The organism is Variovorax sp. PAMC26660 (assembly GCF_014302995.1).
In the GTDB taxonomy this organism is placed as follows: domain Bacteria; phylum Pseudomonadota; class Gammaproteobacteria; order Burkholderiales; family Burkholderiaceae_C; genus Variovorax.
The window spans coordinates 1771085-1786740 of sequence record NZ_CP060295.1; the positions used below are offsets into that span (position 1 = coordinate 1771085).

11 protein-coding genes are annotated in these 15656 nt (G+C 68.5%); 4 read left to right on the forward strand and 7 right to left on the reverse strand.

Features of this window, described 5'->3' with window-relative positions; all coding sequences use genetic code 11:
- Positions 1 to 22 precede the first annotated feature (22 nt).
- A complete protein-coding gene (locus H7F35_RS08495) occupies positions 23 to 808 on the forward strand; it encodes a helix-turn-helix transcriptional regulator (RefSeq protein ID WP_187112472.1) in 786 nt (261 codons plus the stop codon).
- 8 nt (positions 809 to 816) lie between these two features.
- Here H7F35_RS08495 and H7F35_RS08500 read toward each other — a convergent pair whose 3' ends face one another.
- A complete protein-coding gene (locus tag H7F35_RS08500) occupies positions 817 to 1581 on the reverse strand; it encodes a M48 family metalloprotease (RefSeq protein ID WP_187112473.1) in 765 nt (254 codons plus the stop codon).
- A gap of 160 nt (positions 1582 to 1741) precedes the next feature.
- The gene (locus tag H7F35_RS08505) at positions 1742 to 2815 is read right to left on the reverse strand and encodes a fumarylacetoacetate hydrolase family protein (RefSeq protein WP_187112474.1); all 1074 of its coding nucleotides are present in this window, start codon (positions 2813 to 2815) and stop codon (positions 1742 to 1744) included.
- 133 nt (positions 2816 to 2948) lie between these two features.
- Between H7F35_RS08505 and H7F35_RS08510 the strand changes: the two genes are divergently transcribed.
- Both H7F35_RS08510 and H7F35_RS08515 read left to right on the forward strand, forming a co-directional pair.
- Positions 2949 to 4136 (forward strand): DUF3108 domain-containing protein, encoded by a 1188-nt coding sequence (locus H7F35_RS08510; protein ID WP_187112475.1) that lies wholly within the window; start codon positions 2949 to 2951, stop codon positions 4134 to 4136.
- A gap of 118 nt (positions 4137 to 4254) precedes the next feature.
- A complete protein-coding gene (locus tag H7F35_RS08515) occupies positions 4255 to 4533 on the forward strand; it encodes a DUF3567 domain-containing protein (protein WP_187114194.1) in 279 nt (92 codons plus the stop codon).
- A 72-nt stretch (positions 4534 to 4605) separates the two neighbouring features.
- On the opposite strand, the gene H7F35_RS08520 is transcribed toward H7F35_RS08515, so the two are convergent.
- Entirely contained in the window at positions 4606 to 5661 is a 1056-nt protein-coding gene (locus tag H7F35_RS08520) for an AbrB family transcriptional regulator (RefSeq protein WP_187112476.1), read from the reverse strand.
- Between the two features lie 113 nt (positions 5662 to 5774).
- On the opposite strand from H7F35_RS08520, the gene H7F35_RS08525 reads away from it, so the two are divergent.
- On the forward strand, positions 5775 to 6590 hold the full coding sequence (locus tag H7F35_RS08525) for a ChaN family lipoprotein (protein WP_261803568.1): 816 nt from the start codon (positions 5775 to 5777) through the stop codon (positions 6588 to 6590).
- Positions 6591 to 6653: 63 nt separating this feature from the next.
- Here the strand turns inward: H7F35_RS08525 and H7F35_RS08530 are convergent, their stop codons facing one another.
- The 4 genes from H7F35_RS08530 to H7F35_RS08545 form a co-directional block, all read right to left on the reverse strand.
- On the reverse strand, positions 6654 to 11999 hold the full coding sequence (locus H7F35_RS08530) for a beta strand repeat-containing protein (RefSeq protein ID WP_187112478.1): 5346 nt from the start codon (positions 11997 to 11999) through the stop codon (positions 6654 to 6656).
- 102 nt (positions 12000 to 12101) lie between these two features.
- Positions 12102 to 13490, reverse strand: coding sequence for a CsgG/HfaB family protein (locus tag H7F35_RS08535; protein ID WP_187112479.1), 1389 nt, complete (start codon positions 13488 to 13490; stop codon positions 12102 to 12104).
- A 14-nt stretch (positions 13491 to 13504) separates the two neighbouring features.
- Positions 13505 to 14080 (reverse strand): hypothetical protein, encoded by a 576-nt coding sequence (locus H7F35_RS08540; protein ID WP_261803569.1) that lies wholly within the window; start codon positions 14078 to 14080, stop codon positions 13505 to 13507.
- Between the two features lie 206 nt (positions 14081 to 14286).
- Positions 14287 to 15621 (reverse strand): aminotransferase class III-fold pyridoxal phosphate-dependent enzyme, encoded by a 1335-nt coding sequence (locus H7F35_RS08545; RefSeq protein WP_187112480.1) that lies wholly within the window; start codon positions 15619 to 15621, stop codon positions 14287 to 14289.
- Positions 15622 to 15656 lie beyond the last annotated feature (35 nt).

The following is a 15656-nucleotide window of genomic DNA, read 5'->3' on the forward strand; positions in this document are numbered from 1 at the left end:
CCCTGATCTTTCCTTTTGACGCATGAGACGCTGGCGCATCCACCCCAACACCGACGCCGCGTTATCCGCTGCGGTTGTCGGCGATGTGCTGGCCGGCATCGGCACGCCGCACCTGGCCACGAGCTACCTCGCGGCCATGCACCGCGTGATGCCCGTGACCTTCTGCACCGTGTTCGTGGTCGACGCCACCGGCCGCATCGAGGCGGTGTCGGCCGCCAGCAGCTACGGCAGCACGGCCGAGCGCACCGCCGAACGCTATGTGGCGCAGCGCTTCGACCTGCTCGACCCCAACATGACCTGGCTGGCGGCCCGCAAGCTGCCGCGTCGCGCGCAGTTGTGGCTGGGCCATCAGCGTGCCGACGAAGTGGCCGACCCGGCCTACCGCGCCGCCTGCTATGGCGATGTCGGCATCCGCGAACGCGCCTCGGTGCTGCTGCTGACGCCCACCGGCCAGCGCGTGGCGGTGAGCTTCTATCGCAGCCTGGCGCAGCCCGAGTTCGGCGATGGCGACTTTGCGGTGATCGAGATGCACGCCACGCTGCTGGCCGACGCCACGATGGCGCACGGCCGCAGCGCGGTGGTCGCACGGGAAGCGGTGGCGCCTGCCTTCGCCTCGCGCCTCTTGACCTTGAGCCTGCGCGAGCGCGAAGTCATCGCGCACCTGATGGCGGGCAAGACCGCCAAGGAAGCGGCGCGCGAGATCGGCGTCGAACTGACCACCGTTCGCACGCACCAGTACCGGGCCTTCCGCCGGCTCGGCATCCGCTCGCAGAAGGAGCTGCTGCTGCGAGCGATGACAGACGCGTAGCGCCTTGCTTACTTGGCTGCGTCCAGACGCTTTTGCATGCGCGCCGAGCGATCGGCCGAGGGCGGATGCGAACTCATGATCGAGCTGCCGGTAGCGCCACCGCTGAGCTTCGCCAGCTTGTCGAAGGCGCTGACCAGTCCCTTGCGCTCGAGCTTGCGCTCGGTGAGCAGGTCGAAGGAATAGTTGTCGGCCGCGCTTTCGTTCGCTTGCGAGAACTGCGCGTTGACGAACTTCTCGCCCAGGTCGCCTGCCTGCGACTTCGACAACTGGGCAGCGACGCCGCCAGCGGCGCCGGCCAGTCCACGCACGGCCGAGGCGGCGTAGACGGTCTGCATGCGCGACTTGGAGTGGCCCAGCGCCACGTGACCGATCTCGTGGCCGATCACGCCGCGCAGTTCATCGTCATTCATCAGGTCCATGAGACCGCTGTAGACGCGGATGCAGCCATTGGCCATGGCCCAGGCATTCACGTCCTTGGTCATGTAGACCTTGTAGTTGGCCGTCTTGCCGCCCACGCTGGTGGGCATCTGCTTGATGACCTGGTTCAGGCGCGTGGTGTAGCGGCTGTTGGCGGGCGCGATCTGGTTCTTCTGGTCCAGGGCGGCGCAGGACTGGTCGGACATCGCGGTGACTTCCGCATCGGTCAGCGACACGGCCTTCAAGGCCGAACCGCCCGCCTGGGTGAGCCCGCCGGTGTCGGCGTTCTTCAAGGTTTCGCAACCGACGAGGGTGACGACCGCGAGCACAGCCGCGGCAATAGGCAAATAACGCATTGGAAAACTCCCTTTTTTCTTGGTATGAGGCGGCCGCGGAACGCAGCCGCCGGACGCGCTGCCCGACGCGACACAGAGGCGCGAAGGCAGCGGCGCGATCATAGCCACGGCAGGGAGGGCGCCCGTGGCGAGCGCAGGCATGCGGCGTTGCCGCAGTGCCTCAGTCTTCGGCGGCTTCTTCCGCCTGCGGCTTCACCAGCGATACCGGCGCCTCCTTCGGCCGCCCGTTCGTCGACACGATTTCCTGGTCGATCGCACCGAACAGCGAGCGCCCGTCCAGGCCCTTCATCTCGATGCGGATGGTGTCGCCGAACTTCATGAAATCGGTGACGGGTGCGCCACCCTGGATGGTCTCGATGCAGCGCTTCTCGGCGATGCACGAATAGCCCTTGGGCCAGTCCATCTGGCCGTCTTTCTTCTCGACGCCCTTGTTGCTCACGGTGCCGCTGCCGACGATGCTGCCGGCGCGCACGTTGCGCGTCTTGGCGATGTGGGCGATGAGCTGGCCGAAGTGGAAGGTCATCTCCGGGCCGGCGTCGCACATGCCGACCTTGCGGCCGTTCCAGCTGCTTTGCAGCGCCAGGTGCACGCGGCCGTCCTGCCAGGCCTCGCCGATTTCGTCGAGCGTGACGGCCACGGGGCTGAAGGCAGTGGCGGGCTTGCTCTGGAAGAAGCCGAAGCCCTTGGCCAGCTCGGCCGGGATCAGGTTGCGCAGGCTCACGTCGTTGGCCAGCATCACGAGGCGGATGCCGTCCAGGGCCTGGTCGGGCGTGGCGCCCATCTTCACGTCGCCGGTGATGACGGCGATCTCGGCCTCGAAGTCGATGCCCATGGCTTCGCTGGGCACGATCACGTCGTCGGTCGGACCGAGGAAGTCGTCGCTGCCGCCCTGGTACATCAGCGGGTCGGAATAAAAGCTCTCGGGCACTTCGGCGTTGCGCGCCTTGCGCACCAGCTCGACGTGGTTCAGGTAGGCCGAGCCATCCGCCCACTGGTAGGCGCGCGGCAGCGGCGCCATGCACAGCGAGGGATCGAAGGGAAAGGAGTGGCGCGCGCGGCCGGTGTTGACGGCGTCGTACAGGTCCTGCAACTGCGGGCTCATGAAGCCCCAGTCGTCCAGCACCTGCTGCATGCGGCTCGCGATGCCGGTGGCGTAGTGGGCGAGCGTGAGGTCGCGCGAGACAACGACGAGCTGGCCGTCGCGCGAGCCGTCCTTCAGGGTGGCGAGTTTCATGGTGCGGTGCGTGATGCGGAAGCGCCGCGAAGACAGGTCGCGGTGCCGCTCCCACTTAAACTGGTTGAACGGGCGGCAGTGTACCGAGATGGTCTTCGTGAACCTCGGCACCTGGCCCCCACTCCACACACTGATGTCGACGCTTGCCGCCCCCTCTTCGCTGTCCCTTCGCCTGCCCGGTCGTCCGTCCTGGCGGGTGCTGGCCGGGCTGACGCTGGCGGTGGCGCTGGTCCATGTGCTGGTGCTCGGGCTGGCGCCGACGGCCATGGGGCCGGAGCCCTCGCCGCTGGCGAACAAGTTCATCACGCGCACGATCGTGATCGCGCCGCCGGCGTCGGACAAGCCCGCGGCGCCGGCCGCGACCGCGCCGGTCGAGGCCCGGCCACCGGCGGCGGTGAAGCCCAGGCGGCCGCGCGCGCCCTCGGTGCCCCGGCCGAAACCGACACCCGAGACTGTCGCGCCGGAACCGGATGCTTCCGCGACTCCCACCCCGGAAACGCCCGACCTGACTGCGCAGGCCGCTACCGATTCAGGAGCAAAACCGCCGGAAGCCGCTGCCAGCGCTCCGGCCGGCGCAGCAGCTGCGGGCGGCACCGGGGACAGCGCGCCAGGGGCCACGGCCGGTGCGTCCAACCCGACGTCCGGCAACATCGTCGGCACCCAGTCGCTGCGCATTCCGGGCTCGGTCACGCTCGATTTCACCGCCACCGGCCAGGACGGCGCCTCGCCAATGCAGGGCGTGTTCGGCGAGCTGGTCTGGCTGCAGGACGGCAGCCGCTACGACGCGCGGCTGACGCTCAAGCTGCTGTTCAGCACCATCCGCAGCCAGCACAGCACCGGCCGGATCGGCCCCTCGGGCATCGAGCCCGAGCGCTACTCCGAGAGCCGCAAGGCCGAGGTGGCCTCGCATTTCGTGCGTGACCAGGCGCAGGTGATCTTCAGCAACAACGCGCCCCCCGTGCCGCTGCTGGCGGGCGCGCAAGACCGGCTCAGCGTGATGATGCAGCTCGGCGGCCTGCTGGCCGGCGACCCGGGCCGCTACCCCACGGGCAGCAAGATTTCGGTGCAGACCGTAGGGCCGCGCGATGCCGGCATCTGGGTCTTCGTGGTCGGCGAAGAAGAAAAACTGAGCCTGCCCGCCGGGGAATACACGGCGCGCAAGCTCACGCGCAGCCCCCGGCAGGAGTTCGACAGCAAGCTCGAGCTTTGGCTGGCGCCGGCGTATGGCTACCTGCCGGTCCGGATCAAGCAGACCGAGCCCAACGGCAACTTCGCTGACGCTCAATTGCGCAAATCCCTACCCGAGGCGCCGGCGAATTGAGGCAAAAAGCTCATAAACCAGTTCCGGGAAGAGGCCATACGACAACTGTTCTTGAAACTGGCGCGTTGATTGCTATCTAACCCCCATGAACGCCATCGACATCCTCACAGGGCCCGCCATGAACATGCTTTACGACTCGGAGTCCTTCGTCGTCGTGCACGTGCAGCCAAATGAAGGCGACGAGCGCGCAATGCCCAATGTGCCGGTCCTCGAACGCCACGGCTTCGAGATCGTGGACAAGCGCTCGGGCAAGGAGGTCTACCTCGACGGCTCCTGGGCCGAACTGTTCCAGCAGCAGATCACCGCCTGGCAGCTCAACACGCCCACGCAGGAAGAAGTCGAGGACACGCTCGAAGGCTATGCCGAGCTGGCCCACACGCCGGTGCTGGTGCACTGAGCGGCCCGGCCACTCGCACAGACAACAAAGCGCCCCACGGGGCGCTTTTTCATTGGGTGATGGCCGTCGCCTTTACCGGTAGATCCACCGGAACATCGGCCCCACCAGCAGCAGCACCGCCACCAGCCGGCACACCTGAAAGGCCGTCACCACCGGCACCCCGAGCTGCAGCACCTTGGCCGTGATCGACATCTCGGCGATGCCGCCCGGCGAGGTGCTCAGGAGCATCGTGGCCGGATGCAGCCCCGTCGCCCAGGCCAGCAGCCACGCCACCCCGCCGCACAGCAGCAGCATGCCGAAGGTGCCCAACGCGACCGAGCCCAGCCAGCGCGGCGCCGTGTGAATGAACTCCCGGCTGAAGCGCACGCCCAGGCTCACCGCAATCACCAACTGCGCCATGTTCGACATCCACGTGGGCACCGCCGACAGCGACTGCCCCGCGATGGTGAAGCCCATCGCCACCAGCAGCGGCCCGATGAACCACGGGTTGGTGCGCTTGAGCGCGCGCATCACCAGCCCGCCGACACCCGTGGCCAGCGCGAGCAGCAAGAGCCCGCCCGTGTTGACTTCACGCGGGCCCGGCGGGTTGATTTCCAGCCCCTGCAGCCCGCTCCACTGCATCGCGAACGGGATCGTGACCGTCACCACCACCAGCCGCAGGCTGTGCGCGGCAGCCACGAGGTCGGTGCGCGCGCCGGCCGATTCGGCCAGCAGCGTCATCTCCGATGCGCCGCCAATCGCGCCTGCAAAGTAAGTAGTGGCTCTCATGGATTTCGCCGGCACATGCGGCATGCGTGCGGCGTGCAGCCCATGCAGCCAGCGCCCGAAGCCCCAGCCCAGCAGCAGCGCCCAGGCAATGGCCAGCGCAATCGCCCACCACACGCTCGCCACCAGCGAGACCACATGCGGCGTGAAGTAGAGCCCCAAGGCTGTGCCGATGGTCCACTGCCCCGCATTGCGCAGCGGCGTGGAACTCGCCGTCGGCGCGCCCGCGATCGAAGCCAGCGACACCGCGAGCAACGGGCCGATCATCCAGGGCAGCGGCGTGTGCAGCGCAAGGCAGACGCCCGCGACCGCAAGCGCCAGCAGCAACGTGGCCAGCACGCGAAGTGAAAAACGGAAGGGCACGGACAGGAAAAAGCGGGAATGGACTGCAGGGCGGGGAGATGCCGGGGGCATAGTATGGCGCGATGCTTTTCCTTCGACACTGGCCCCTGCGGGCCACCCGACTCCTGTTTCCGATGCTTGCCGCCACCGCCTTCGCGGGCTGCGCGGCGCTTTCCTCCGGCTCGACCGCAACGCCCGGCACCGATGTGCCCGTCGCACGCCGCATCACGGCCCTGCTGCCGGCCGACGCCCTCTTGCTGGGCGAGCAGCACGATGCCCCCGAGCACCACGCGATCGAGCGCGAAGCCGTGCAGGCGCTGGCCGAGCGCGGCCAGCTCGCCGCGCTGGCGCTGGAGATGGCCGAGGAAGGCCGCAGCACCGCCCATGTCGCGGCCAGCGCGAGCGAGGCCCAGGTGCAGGCCGCCCTCGACTGGAACGACAAGGCCTGGCCCTGGGCCAGCTACGGCCCCGCCGTGATGGCCGCCGTGCGTGCCGGCGTGCCCGTGGTCGGCGCCAATCTGCAGCGTGCGCACATGAAGGATGCGATGGCCGACGTCTCGCTCGACGCGCAGCTCAACACCAAGGCCTACGCCGCGCAGCAGGACGCCGTGCGCGAAGGCCATTGCCAGATGCTCCCCGAATCGCAGATCGTCCCGATGACGCGCATCCAGGTCGGCCGCGACCGCGCGATGGCGCAGGCGGTCGTCAAGGCCCGGCAGCCGGGCAAGACGGTGCTGCTGATCGCGGGTGCCGGCCACGTGGTGCGCACGCTGGGCGTGCCGCAGCACCTGCCGGACGACGTCAAGGTCGTCACCGTGCGCATGCTGGCCGCGCCGTCCCTTGCCAACGTGGTGGTGGGTGAATACGACAGCACCTGGCAGACGCCGCCACTGCCCGAAAAAGACTACTGCGCCGAGCTGCGTCGGCCCGCCAAGGCCAGCGCGCAGTAAGCCTCGAAAAAAAGCCGCGAGCCCGAAGGCCCGCGGCTTTTGCAGCCTGGTGACGACGCGGTTTCAGCGCGTCGCGATCGACGACACCGCCGAGTTGCCCGTCGCCGACGCCGTGATCTGGTTGCCCGTCGTGCGCATCGCGCTGCTGCCCACGGCGCCCAGCGTGTTGATGCCGAAGTTCACGCTGGTCACCGTGGCCGTGACCGCGCCGGTGTTGACCTGGTAGTTGCCGACCGCCGCGCTCGGCGTGCCGGTGTTCAGCGCCACCTGAGTCACACGGTTGGTGGCGCTGTTGCCGTAGGCCTGCGCAGCCAGCGTGTTGCCCGTCACCCCCACCGTGCCGTTCGAGGTGCCCGCGCCGCCCAGCGTGCCATTGAGCGCCACCTGATAGCTCACGCCCGTGCTCGACGCCGTGACGGCGCCCGCATTGTTCTGGCTGTTCAGGATGGCCGCGCTGGCCCCGACATTGAGCGCAAGCGGCGTCCCCACCAAGGCGGCCGAGCCGGTCGGTGTGGCAGCGCCGTAGCCGCTGCCCGCACCCGAATCCAGCACATTGGTGGCCGCGTTGCCGCGTGCCAGCGCGGCGGTGGTGTTGCCGTTCAGCGAGACGCTGCCGCCGTTGAGCGGCACGGCGCCTGCGAGTGTCACGGCTGCTGTCGTGACGGCCGTGGCAGTCACGACAGCCGTGCTGCCCTGCACGTTGACGATGCCGGCGCTGGCGCCCTGCGCCGCATCGCCCGTCACCGAGGCCGTGTTGGTCGCACGGTTGGCCGATGCTTCGGCAATGGTGCTGTTGCCCGAGACCGTGAACGAGCCGCCGACCAGCCCCGCGGTGTTCGGCACCAGGCGGTCTTCGTTGTACAGCGAAGTGGTGGCGGTGCTGCTGACCGTGGCCCCGGCCGTCTGGCGGTTCGACAGCACATGGTCGCCGGTGGCCGTCACGTTGTCGGCGCTGCCGGTCTCGACGAGCGACACGGCACCCGTCGAGCCCGCAGGCTGCACGTTGCCCCCGGCCACGGTCAGCGTGTTGGCCACGTCGTTGATCACGCCGAGCGCGCTGTTGCTGTTGCCCGAAAGGCGGACCGTCGATCCGGAAGACGCCGCTGGCGCGAACACTTCGAGCGTCGACGATGCCGTGACCGGTGCCAGCCCCGATTGCGTCGATTGCAGTGCCGAGCGCGCCGCCACGTTCGTGCCCGTGATGCTCACGCTGTTGAGCGCCGTGTTGGCCACGGCCTTCGCGCTCTGGCGGTTGTCGGACACGGTGAGCGTCGAGCCCGCCACCGTCGACAGCGGTGCCGAGTCGACGCCGATGCTGCCCGTCACGACGGCCGACACGGCCCCCGTGCCCACTTGCACGTTACCGAGCACGTGGTCCGCCGTCAGCAGCGCAAGGGTCGAGCCCGCGCCGGTCTGCGCCACCGCGGGCAGCGCGCCGCCCGCGATGGTGTTGCCCTTGACCTCCAGGCTGTTGGTCGCCGCGCTGCCCATGGCCGAGGCGCCGGTGCTGTTGTTGCTCAGCGTGACCGTGCTGGCGTTGAGCGCGTTGGGGCCGGTCAGCGTCAGCTTGGCGGTGGTGTTCGCCTCCGCTTTCACGGCGGCTCCGCTGTCCTGCACATTCAGCACTGCGGTTCTTGCCGCCTGCGTCGTGCTGCCGGTGGTCGACATCGCATTGCTCGCGCGGTTGGCCGTGGCTTCGGACACATTGCCGTTGCCCGAGACCGTGAACGTGCTGTTGAGCAGGCCCGAGTTCGGCACCACGGTGGCGTCTTCGTTGTAGAGCGAAAGATCGGCGCGGCTGCTGACCGAGGTCGCGGCCGACTGGCGGTTGGCGATCACCTGGTCGCCCGCTGCCGCCGTGTTGCCCGGCAGCGTGCCCTGCGTCGCCAGGGCGGGAAGGCCGAGGCTGCTGGTGCTGCCCGCGGCCACGGTCACCTTGTTGGCGACGTCGTTGACCACAGCGAGCGCGCTGTTGCTGTTGTCCGAGAGGCGCACCGAAGAACTCCCGACAGCGCCGGGCGCAAAAGCCTGGCTGATCGAGCGCGCCTCGACCGCAGCCCCGCTCGCCTGCGTCGACTGGATCGCGGAGCGCGCGGAAATGGCGCCTGCGCCCAGCGCGATGCTGTTGGTGCCCGTATTGGCGACGGCTTCGGCGCTTTGCGTGTTGCCCGAGACGCTCAGCTTCGAGCCGGTGATCACCGCGCCGGGCGCCGTGTCGATGCCATAGGCCGCGGCCACCTTGGAAGACACGGGCGCCGTGCCGTTCACCAGTTGGATGTTCGAGATGGCGTGGTCCCCGTTGGCGCTGGCCGTTGCACCGAGGTTCGTCGCGATGGCCGGCAGCAGGCTGCCCGTGGCGATCGTGTTGCCCTTCACGTCGATGCTGTTGGTGGCGGCATTGCCGGTGGCCGAGCCGCTGGCAATGTTCTTGTCGACCGAGATCTGTGCGCCCACGATGCTGGCGCCGCCAACGCCGACCTGCACGCCGCTCTTGTCGTTGAGCGCTGGGCTCTCCTGGCCGATCGATGACTTCACTGCCGCCGACGTCACTTGCATGTTCTGCACCGCGCTGGAGGTCGTGATGCCGTTCGCGTCGATGCCCACGCCGTTGACCGCGCTGTTGCTCGTGGCCGTGGCCGCGACCGTGTTGCGGCTGGCGTCCACGCTGGTGTTGGCCAGGTTGCCGACGATCTGCGTCAGCACCTCCGGCCCGCCGCTGCGGGTGGCCAACACCGTTCCCTGGCCGGCCTGTGCGTTCTGCACGCTGAAGGCAGCGGTCACGCCGAGCACGCCCGCGCCGTTGAGCGACGCGCCGGTCACGCTCAGGAGGCCGGCGGTGTTGATGTTGTTGCCCTTCACGGCCACGGTGTTGCCGGTCGCGCGGCTGCCGAAAGCCAGCGCCTCGGTCTGGTTGTCCGAAGTCGAGACCGACGAACCGGCACCGGAGACGGAGCCGTTGATCACGGTCCGCTCCACGGCGCCGCCGCCGACGAGCGCGGAGATGATCGTGTTCGCGCCGGCCACCGTCTGCACGTTGGTCACGTTGGCCACCGACGCGCCCGTCAGCGGGAAGGTGTTGGTCACGTTGTTCACATCCAGCTTGATGCCGTTGGCGGCATCGTTGGCATAGCTCGCCGAGACCACTGTGTTGCTGTCATTCGAGATGCGCGCACCCGTGACGTTGCCGCCGACGGTCACGGCCATCGTGTTGGCGCCGGTGGTGGCGGCATTGACGGTCGCCTGCACCGACTGGTCGTTCAGCACGCCGTAGGCCGCGCGAACCGTGGGCTGCGCAGCCGCGTTGTTGTCGAACGGCAGGTTGTTCGCGATGTTGGTGGTGATCGAGGAAGCCGGCGTGGCGCCGGGAGCAACGGCGACGTTGCCCGTCGTGACGCTCAGCCCGTTCGCCACCGCGTTGCCGTAGGCAATGGAGCGCTGCAGGTTGTCGGTGAGCGCCAGCGAGCCGCCCGACACATTGCCGCTCGCGACCAGCCGGGCCTGCGCGTTGGAAACCCCCGCGCCCACCGGCGAGGTGCCGTCGTTCATCTGCACGCTGGCGATGCCCGCGCCGGTGCCTACCGCATTGCCGGACAGCGACAGCGAGTTGGTCGCGCCGCTGCCGATGCCCACCGCTTCCTGCTGGTTGCCGGTCACCGACAGCATGTTGTTCGCGATGTCCACGCCGCCGCTGTTGGCCTGCAGCACGACCGTCGGACTGATGTTGCTGCCGCCCACCGGGCTGCCGTAGTTGCCCTGCAGGTTGGTGAGCGTGGCGGCGCCGCCGGCCGACACGCGGCCGTCCGAGCTGGTGCCGCCCGTCAGCGTGACGTTGCCGTTGCCAAGCGCCGCGCTGCCCACGCCGCCCACGCCGAGCGCCACGCTCTGGGTGATCTGGTTGCCCTGGCCGGTGGCGGACGAGCGGTTGTTGGCCACCGAGACCGTGCTGCCGACGGTGCGGCCCGTTGCGTCGCCCGTCGCGGCCTGGATGCTCGAAGACCCGACCATGCCGGCCACCGGCGTCCCCGAGTTCGATTGCTGGTTCGACAGTGCAACGGTGCCCGCGAACGAGCCACCACTCGCGCCTGTGGCAATGGCGCTGAAGGCCGTGTTGCCGACCGCATCCGCCGTGATGTTGTTGCGCGCCAGCGTGAGGGTGCCGCCGTTGATCGACTGCGCAGCCGCAACCACCTGGGCGCCCGTTGTCGCCGCGATGACGCCGCTCCCGAGGAAGCCCACGCCGAGGTTGCCCTGGCTGTTGACGATGGCCAGGTCGCTGCTGACATTGGTGGTCACGCCCACGCCGACATGCGTGCTGTTGTTGGTCGCCGAGGCGGGCGTGACGGAGCCGACCACCGACACGCCGTCGATCAGGATGCGGTTGCCCGCGACGCCTGCCGTGGCGCCGAGTGCTTCATTGCCGGTGGCCGCGCTGGAGATGGTGTTGTCCAGAACCGAGAGCTTGCCCTGCAACTGGTTGGGGCCGCCCGGCAAGCCACCGACACCGCCCAGCACCACCGTGTTCGTGTTGTTCGCGCTCTGCGTGGCCGCCAGGATGCCGTTGCCGTTCACCTGCAGGTTCGACACCAGCGCCGAGCCCGCGAACGTGGGTGCGCCGCCGGCCACGATCGAGGCCGTGTTCGACGCGCTGTTGCCCTTGAAGACGGCCGAGACCGAGTTGCGCGCGAGCGTCGAATCGACCGTCACGACACCGGGGGTGGTCAGGGCCAGGTCGACCACGTTGCCTGTCACGTTCGCGCTGGAGCTGGGGCCCGTGGCCGCCTGCACGTTGGTCACGACGACATTGCCCTTGGCATCGAAGAGCTGGGCGCCGGCGGGATAGGTCAGCACCGCCGTGCCCGCCTGCGGCGCGGCCGGCCCCGCCGGGGCCGTGCCCGACACCGTGGAGGTGCCGCCGTTGAGCGTCGTCGTCGCCGAAATCGTGTTGTCGGTGTTGACCAGGCTGCCGCTTTGCAGGACGTTGGACTCGACGGCCATCTTGCTGCTGATGACGCTGCTGTTGATCGCGCCGGTGTTGACGCCGATGCTCAGCGAGGCATCCCCGCCGAAGTGATTGGCGATGGTGTTCGTGTAGGTGTTGCCCGTGGCAGTGGCGCCGATCAGGTTGCCGTTGGTGGCCTGGCTCCCCGGATTCGGAGAGCTGGGCGAGCCGTTGGCGACCGTGCCCACGACCGCATTGGTGATCGTGGCGGTGATCGGCGCGGCGTTGGTGCTCTGGCTCGGCAGGGCCGATGCGCCGAGGGCCGTGCCGTTGTACGTGGGGCCGACCAGGGTCTCGGCGGCCTGCGCGCCACCGGCCGCAATCAGCGCCATTGCCACGGCCGCGCCGATGCTGCTGAGGCTGAACATGGGCGCGCTGGCGGCCCGGCGTTGGATCTTGCGTGCGTTCATGGTGTGATTCCTCGGGTAGATGTTGGAAGCGGTTTTGAATGAAACAGAGAGATCGGGGCAGCAGCCTCGGCAGGGGGCTCGACTTGCTGGATGCGCGGCGGCTCAGCCCCCTTTGCCGGCGCTTTCGGATGAGAGTGCGGCCGCGCCGCTGACCACCGGGCTGCCGACGCGCAGCTTGGCAATTTCCTGCAGGCCGGGGCCGTCGCGATGGATCGACGTGTCGGCTGCATCGGGCCGCCACGTGACGTTGATGGCCCCCGGCGCCACGCCGCGATTGGCCAGCGCCGAAGTGACGGCGGCAATGCGCTGGTCGGTCAGTTCATCGCGCTTGCGGGCGTCCCAGTTCTCGGTGTCGCGCGCCACCAGCACGATGTCGGTGGCGCCCTTCTTCGCAGCGCCCGCGATCTGGTCGATCAGCGCGAGCGTGCTGCCGCCGAGCGTGGTCGCGCCGAAGTCGAAGGGCACCTGCGTGGCCGTGCCGGTCAGGCGCGCGCCGCCCTGGCCCGAGGCGTTGACGGCCACGCCGCTCTGCACCACGGGCGAGGTCACCGCTGCGCCGCCCACCGTGGCATCGCCCGGGTTGTCGACCTTGCGCAGGTCGGCGGCGGGCACCAACGGGATCTGCTCGCCGCCGCCGGGGCGCATCGTCATGCAAGGCCGGTGGTCGACCTGCGTGACGGCGGCCATGAGCCGCACCACACCTTCCTCGAGCGCGGCGCGCACGCCCATCTGCACCGGCTCCTGGCCCTTCGCGCCGATGTCCACGTCATACAGCTTGCTGCCGAAGAAGCGGAACACGTTCAGGCCGACCTCGTAGCCGTTGAACTGCTTGGTCAGGCTCACGGTGCGCACCACCATCAGCGTCTTGGTGTCGACGATGCGCAGGTCCACGCCCACCGACTGGCTGAAGGTGCGCGCCTTCACGCCCACCTGGTTCACCGCGAACTCGGCGCCGCCGGAGTTGATGTTGTAGTTCAGCTCGGTGATGCCGCCGACGATGAAGTAGTCGGACTTGTTGATCGAGCCGCCGAAGTACGGCAGCCACGGCACCTGCTGGCCGCCGTTGGGGCCGGCCAGTTGGTGCGTCTTGCCGTCGCCGAGCTGGCGGCGGTCGGCGTACGCCAGTTCGCGCTCGGCGATCACCGGGTCGAAGCGTTCCGCGATGCTCACCGCGCCGCCCAGCTTGCCGAGCGCCGAATAGACCATCAACGCGCCGCCCTGCGTGATCGCATTGCCTTCGTTGATGCTGTACTTGCCGGTGTAGTCCTTCACGTCGCCCACGCCGATGACGACCGGCGCGCGCCGCGTGGCCGCGATGTGGTCGGCAAAGCAGGCGAGCACCGGCTCCATCGGCGTCACGTTGTCACGCACTGCGGGGCCAAGCACGACCGGTGCTTCGTTGGGCGCAAAGCGTTGCTGCGGCGCGGAGACGCAACCGGCCAGCGCGAGGGTCGCGGTGGCAACCAGCGAGAGGGTTTGTGTGATGTGCATGTCGCGTGCCCTGTTCAATTGAGCACGCCGAATGCGCACGCCGAGCTGCCGCCCACACTGGCGGTCTGTGCGCCGGTGTTGCCCTGGTTGGAGTTCAGTGCCTGGGTGGCCGCACCCTGCACCTGCGTGCTGGTGCCGCCCACGACGGCCGAGCCGACCGCGCCGGCATTGGCCTGCGACGTGCCTACCGTCGCACCGCCGGTCGTGCCAACGGCCGTGCGGCTGTCGTTGCCCGAGGCGTCCGAACGGGCCCCCGCGTTCGATGGCGAATTGGCAACCGTGCTGTTGTTGCCGTCATTGCCGGTCGAGCTGGCGGAAACGTTGCAGTTGTACTGGCGACCGATGGTCGTGTTGTAGACCGGCGCCGCGTAGTAGCCGCTCTTCTGCTTGCGGATCATGTCCTGGATGGCCGCCTGGTTGACCTTGTCGGTGCTTGACTGGAACTGCCATGCGGCGTTTTCGCCGACGTTGTTGGCCAGCGCCGGCGGCGCGGCGCACACGGCCGCAAGCAGGAGCGCCATCGACAGCGCGCCACGTTGGCGGCGGCACCCGGACACGTCGGTGCCGGTGGGGGGAAATACGCATTGCATGACTGCTCCTCTCGGAAAACGCACTCGCACAATTCATGAGTGCGACGTTTCGCGAGGCGATGCTATGGATCGCATGCAGCGTTCGGTATCCCGCGAACCGGTAGAAATGACCGGTGTCTGGCGGGGTCCGTGCAACGGAAATCGGTGGGTTGCGAGAGTCTGCGGCGCGGCAGCGTGTCAGCTGCCGCGCATGCCGCTCGCCCGGCTCAGGCGTTCTTCTTGATCGAATCGGCCAGCGTGTTGACCAGCGTGTCGATGTGAGACTTTTCCACGATGTACGGCGGTGCAATCACCAGCACGTCGCCCGCAGCCCGCACCAGCGCGCCCTTGTGGAAGCAGTCCAGGAAGATGTCATAGGCGCGCTTGCCCGGCAGACCCGCGATGGGTGCCAGCTCCACCGCCGCGGCCAGACCCAGGCTGCGGATGCTGATCACGTTGGGCAGGCCCTTGAAGGCGCTGTGGAAGGCATCGCCGAGCACCTTGCCCATCTCGCCGGCGCGGGCGAACAGGTTCTCTTGCTTGAACAGGTCGAGCGTGGCGATGGCCGCGGCGCAGGCCACCGGATGGCCCGAGTAGGTGTAGCCGTGGAAGAACTCGACCACGTGCTCGGGCGCGTCGGTCTTCATCATCGCGTCGTAGAGCTTGTCGCGGCAGATCACGCCGCCCAGCGGAATGACGCCGTTGGTCACGCACTTGGCGAAGTTCAGCATGTCGGGCACCACGCCGTAATAGTCCGACGCGAAGTTGGTGCCCATGCGCCCGAAGCCGGTGATGACCTCGTCGAAGATCAACAAGATGCCGTGCTTGTCGCAGATGGCGCGCAGCTTCTGCAGGTAGCCCTTGGGCGGCAGGTACCAGCCCGCCGAACCGGCCACCGGCTCCACGATGATCGCGGCGATGTTGCTCGGATCGTGCAGCGGCAGGATGCCCGTTTCAAGTTCGACCAGCGGGTCTTCGGCCCACACCGGCTCCTCGTTGTGGATGTAGGCGTGGTTCACCGGGTCGTGAATGAAGCGCATGTGGTCCACGCGCGGCAAAAAGGCCGAGCCGAACACCTTGCGGTTGCCCGGAATGCCGCCCACCGACATGCCGCCGAAGCCCACGCCGTGGTAGCCCTTCTCGCGGCCGATGAACACATTGCGATGGCCCTCGCCACGCGCGCGGTGGTAGGCCAGCGCCACTTTCATCGAGGTGTCTGCGGCCTCGCTGCCCGAGTTGCAGAACAGCACCCGGTTGAGGTCGCCCGGGGCCAGCGCGGCGATCATCTCGGCCGCCTTGAAAGCCTTGTCGTTGCTGACCTGGAAGGCGGTGGCGTAGTCGAGCGTGTCGAGCTGCTTCTTGATCGCCTCGTTGATCGGCTTGCGGTTGTGGCCCGCGCCCACGCACCACAGCGACGAGATGCCGTCGATCACCTTCTTGCCGTCATGGGTGGTGAACTCCATGCCGTCGGCCGCCACGAAGACGCGCGGGTCTTTCCTGAAATGGCGGTTGGGGGTGAAGGGCAACCACTGGTTGTCCATGTTGAAGTCCTGGAAGGCCATGTGTGTCTCCTGCGGTGATCTGCGGTAATGGGGCG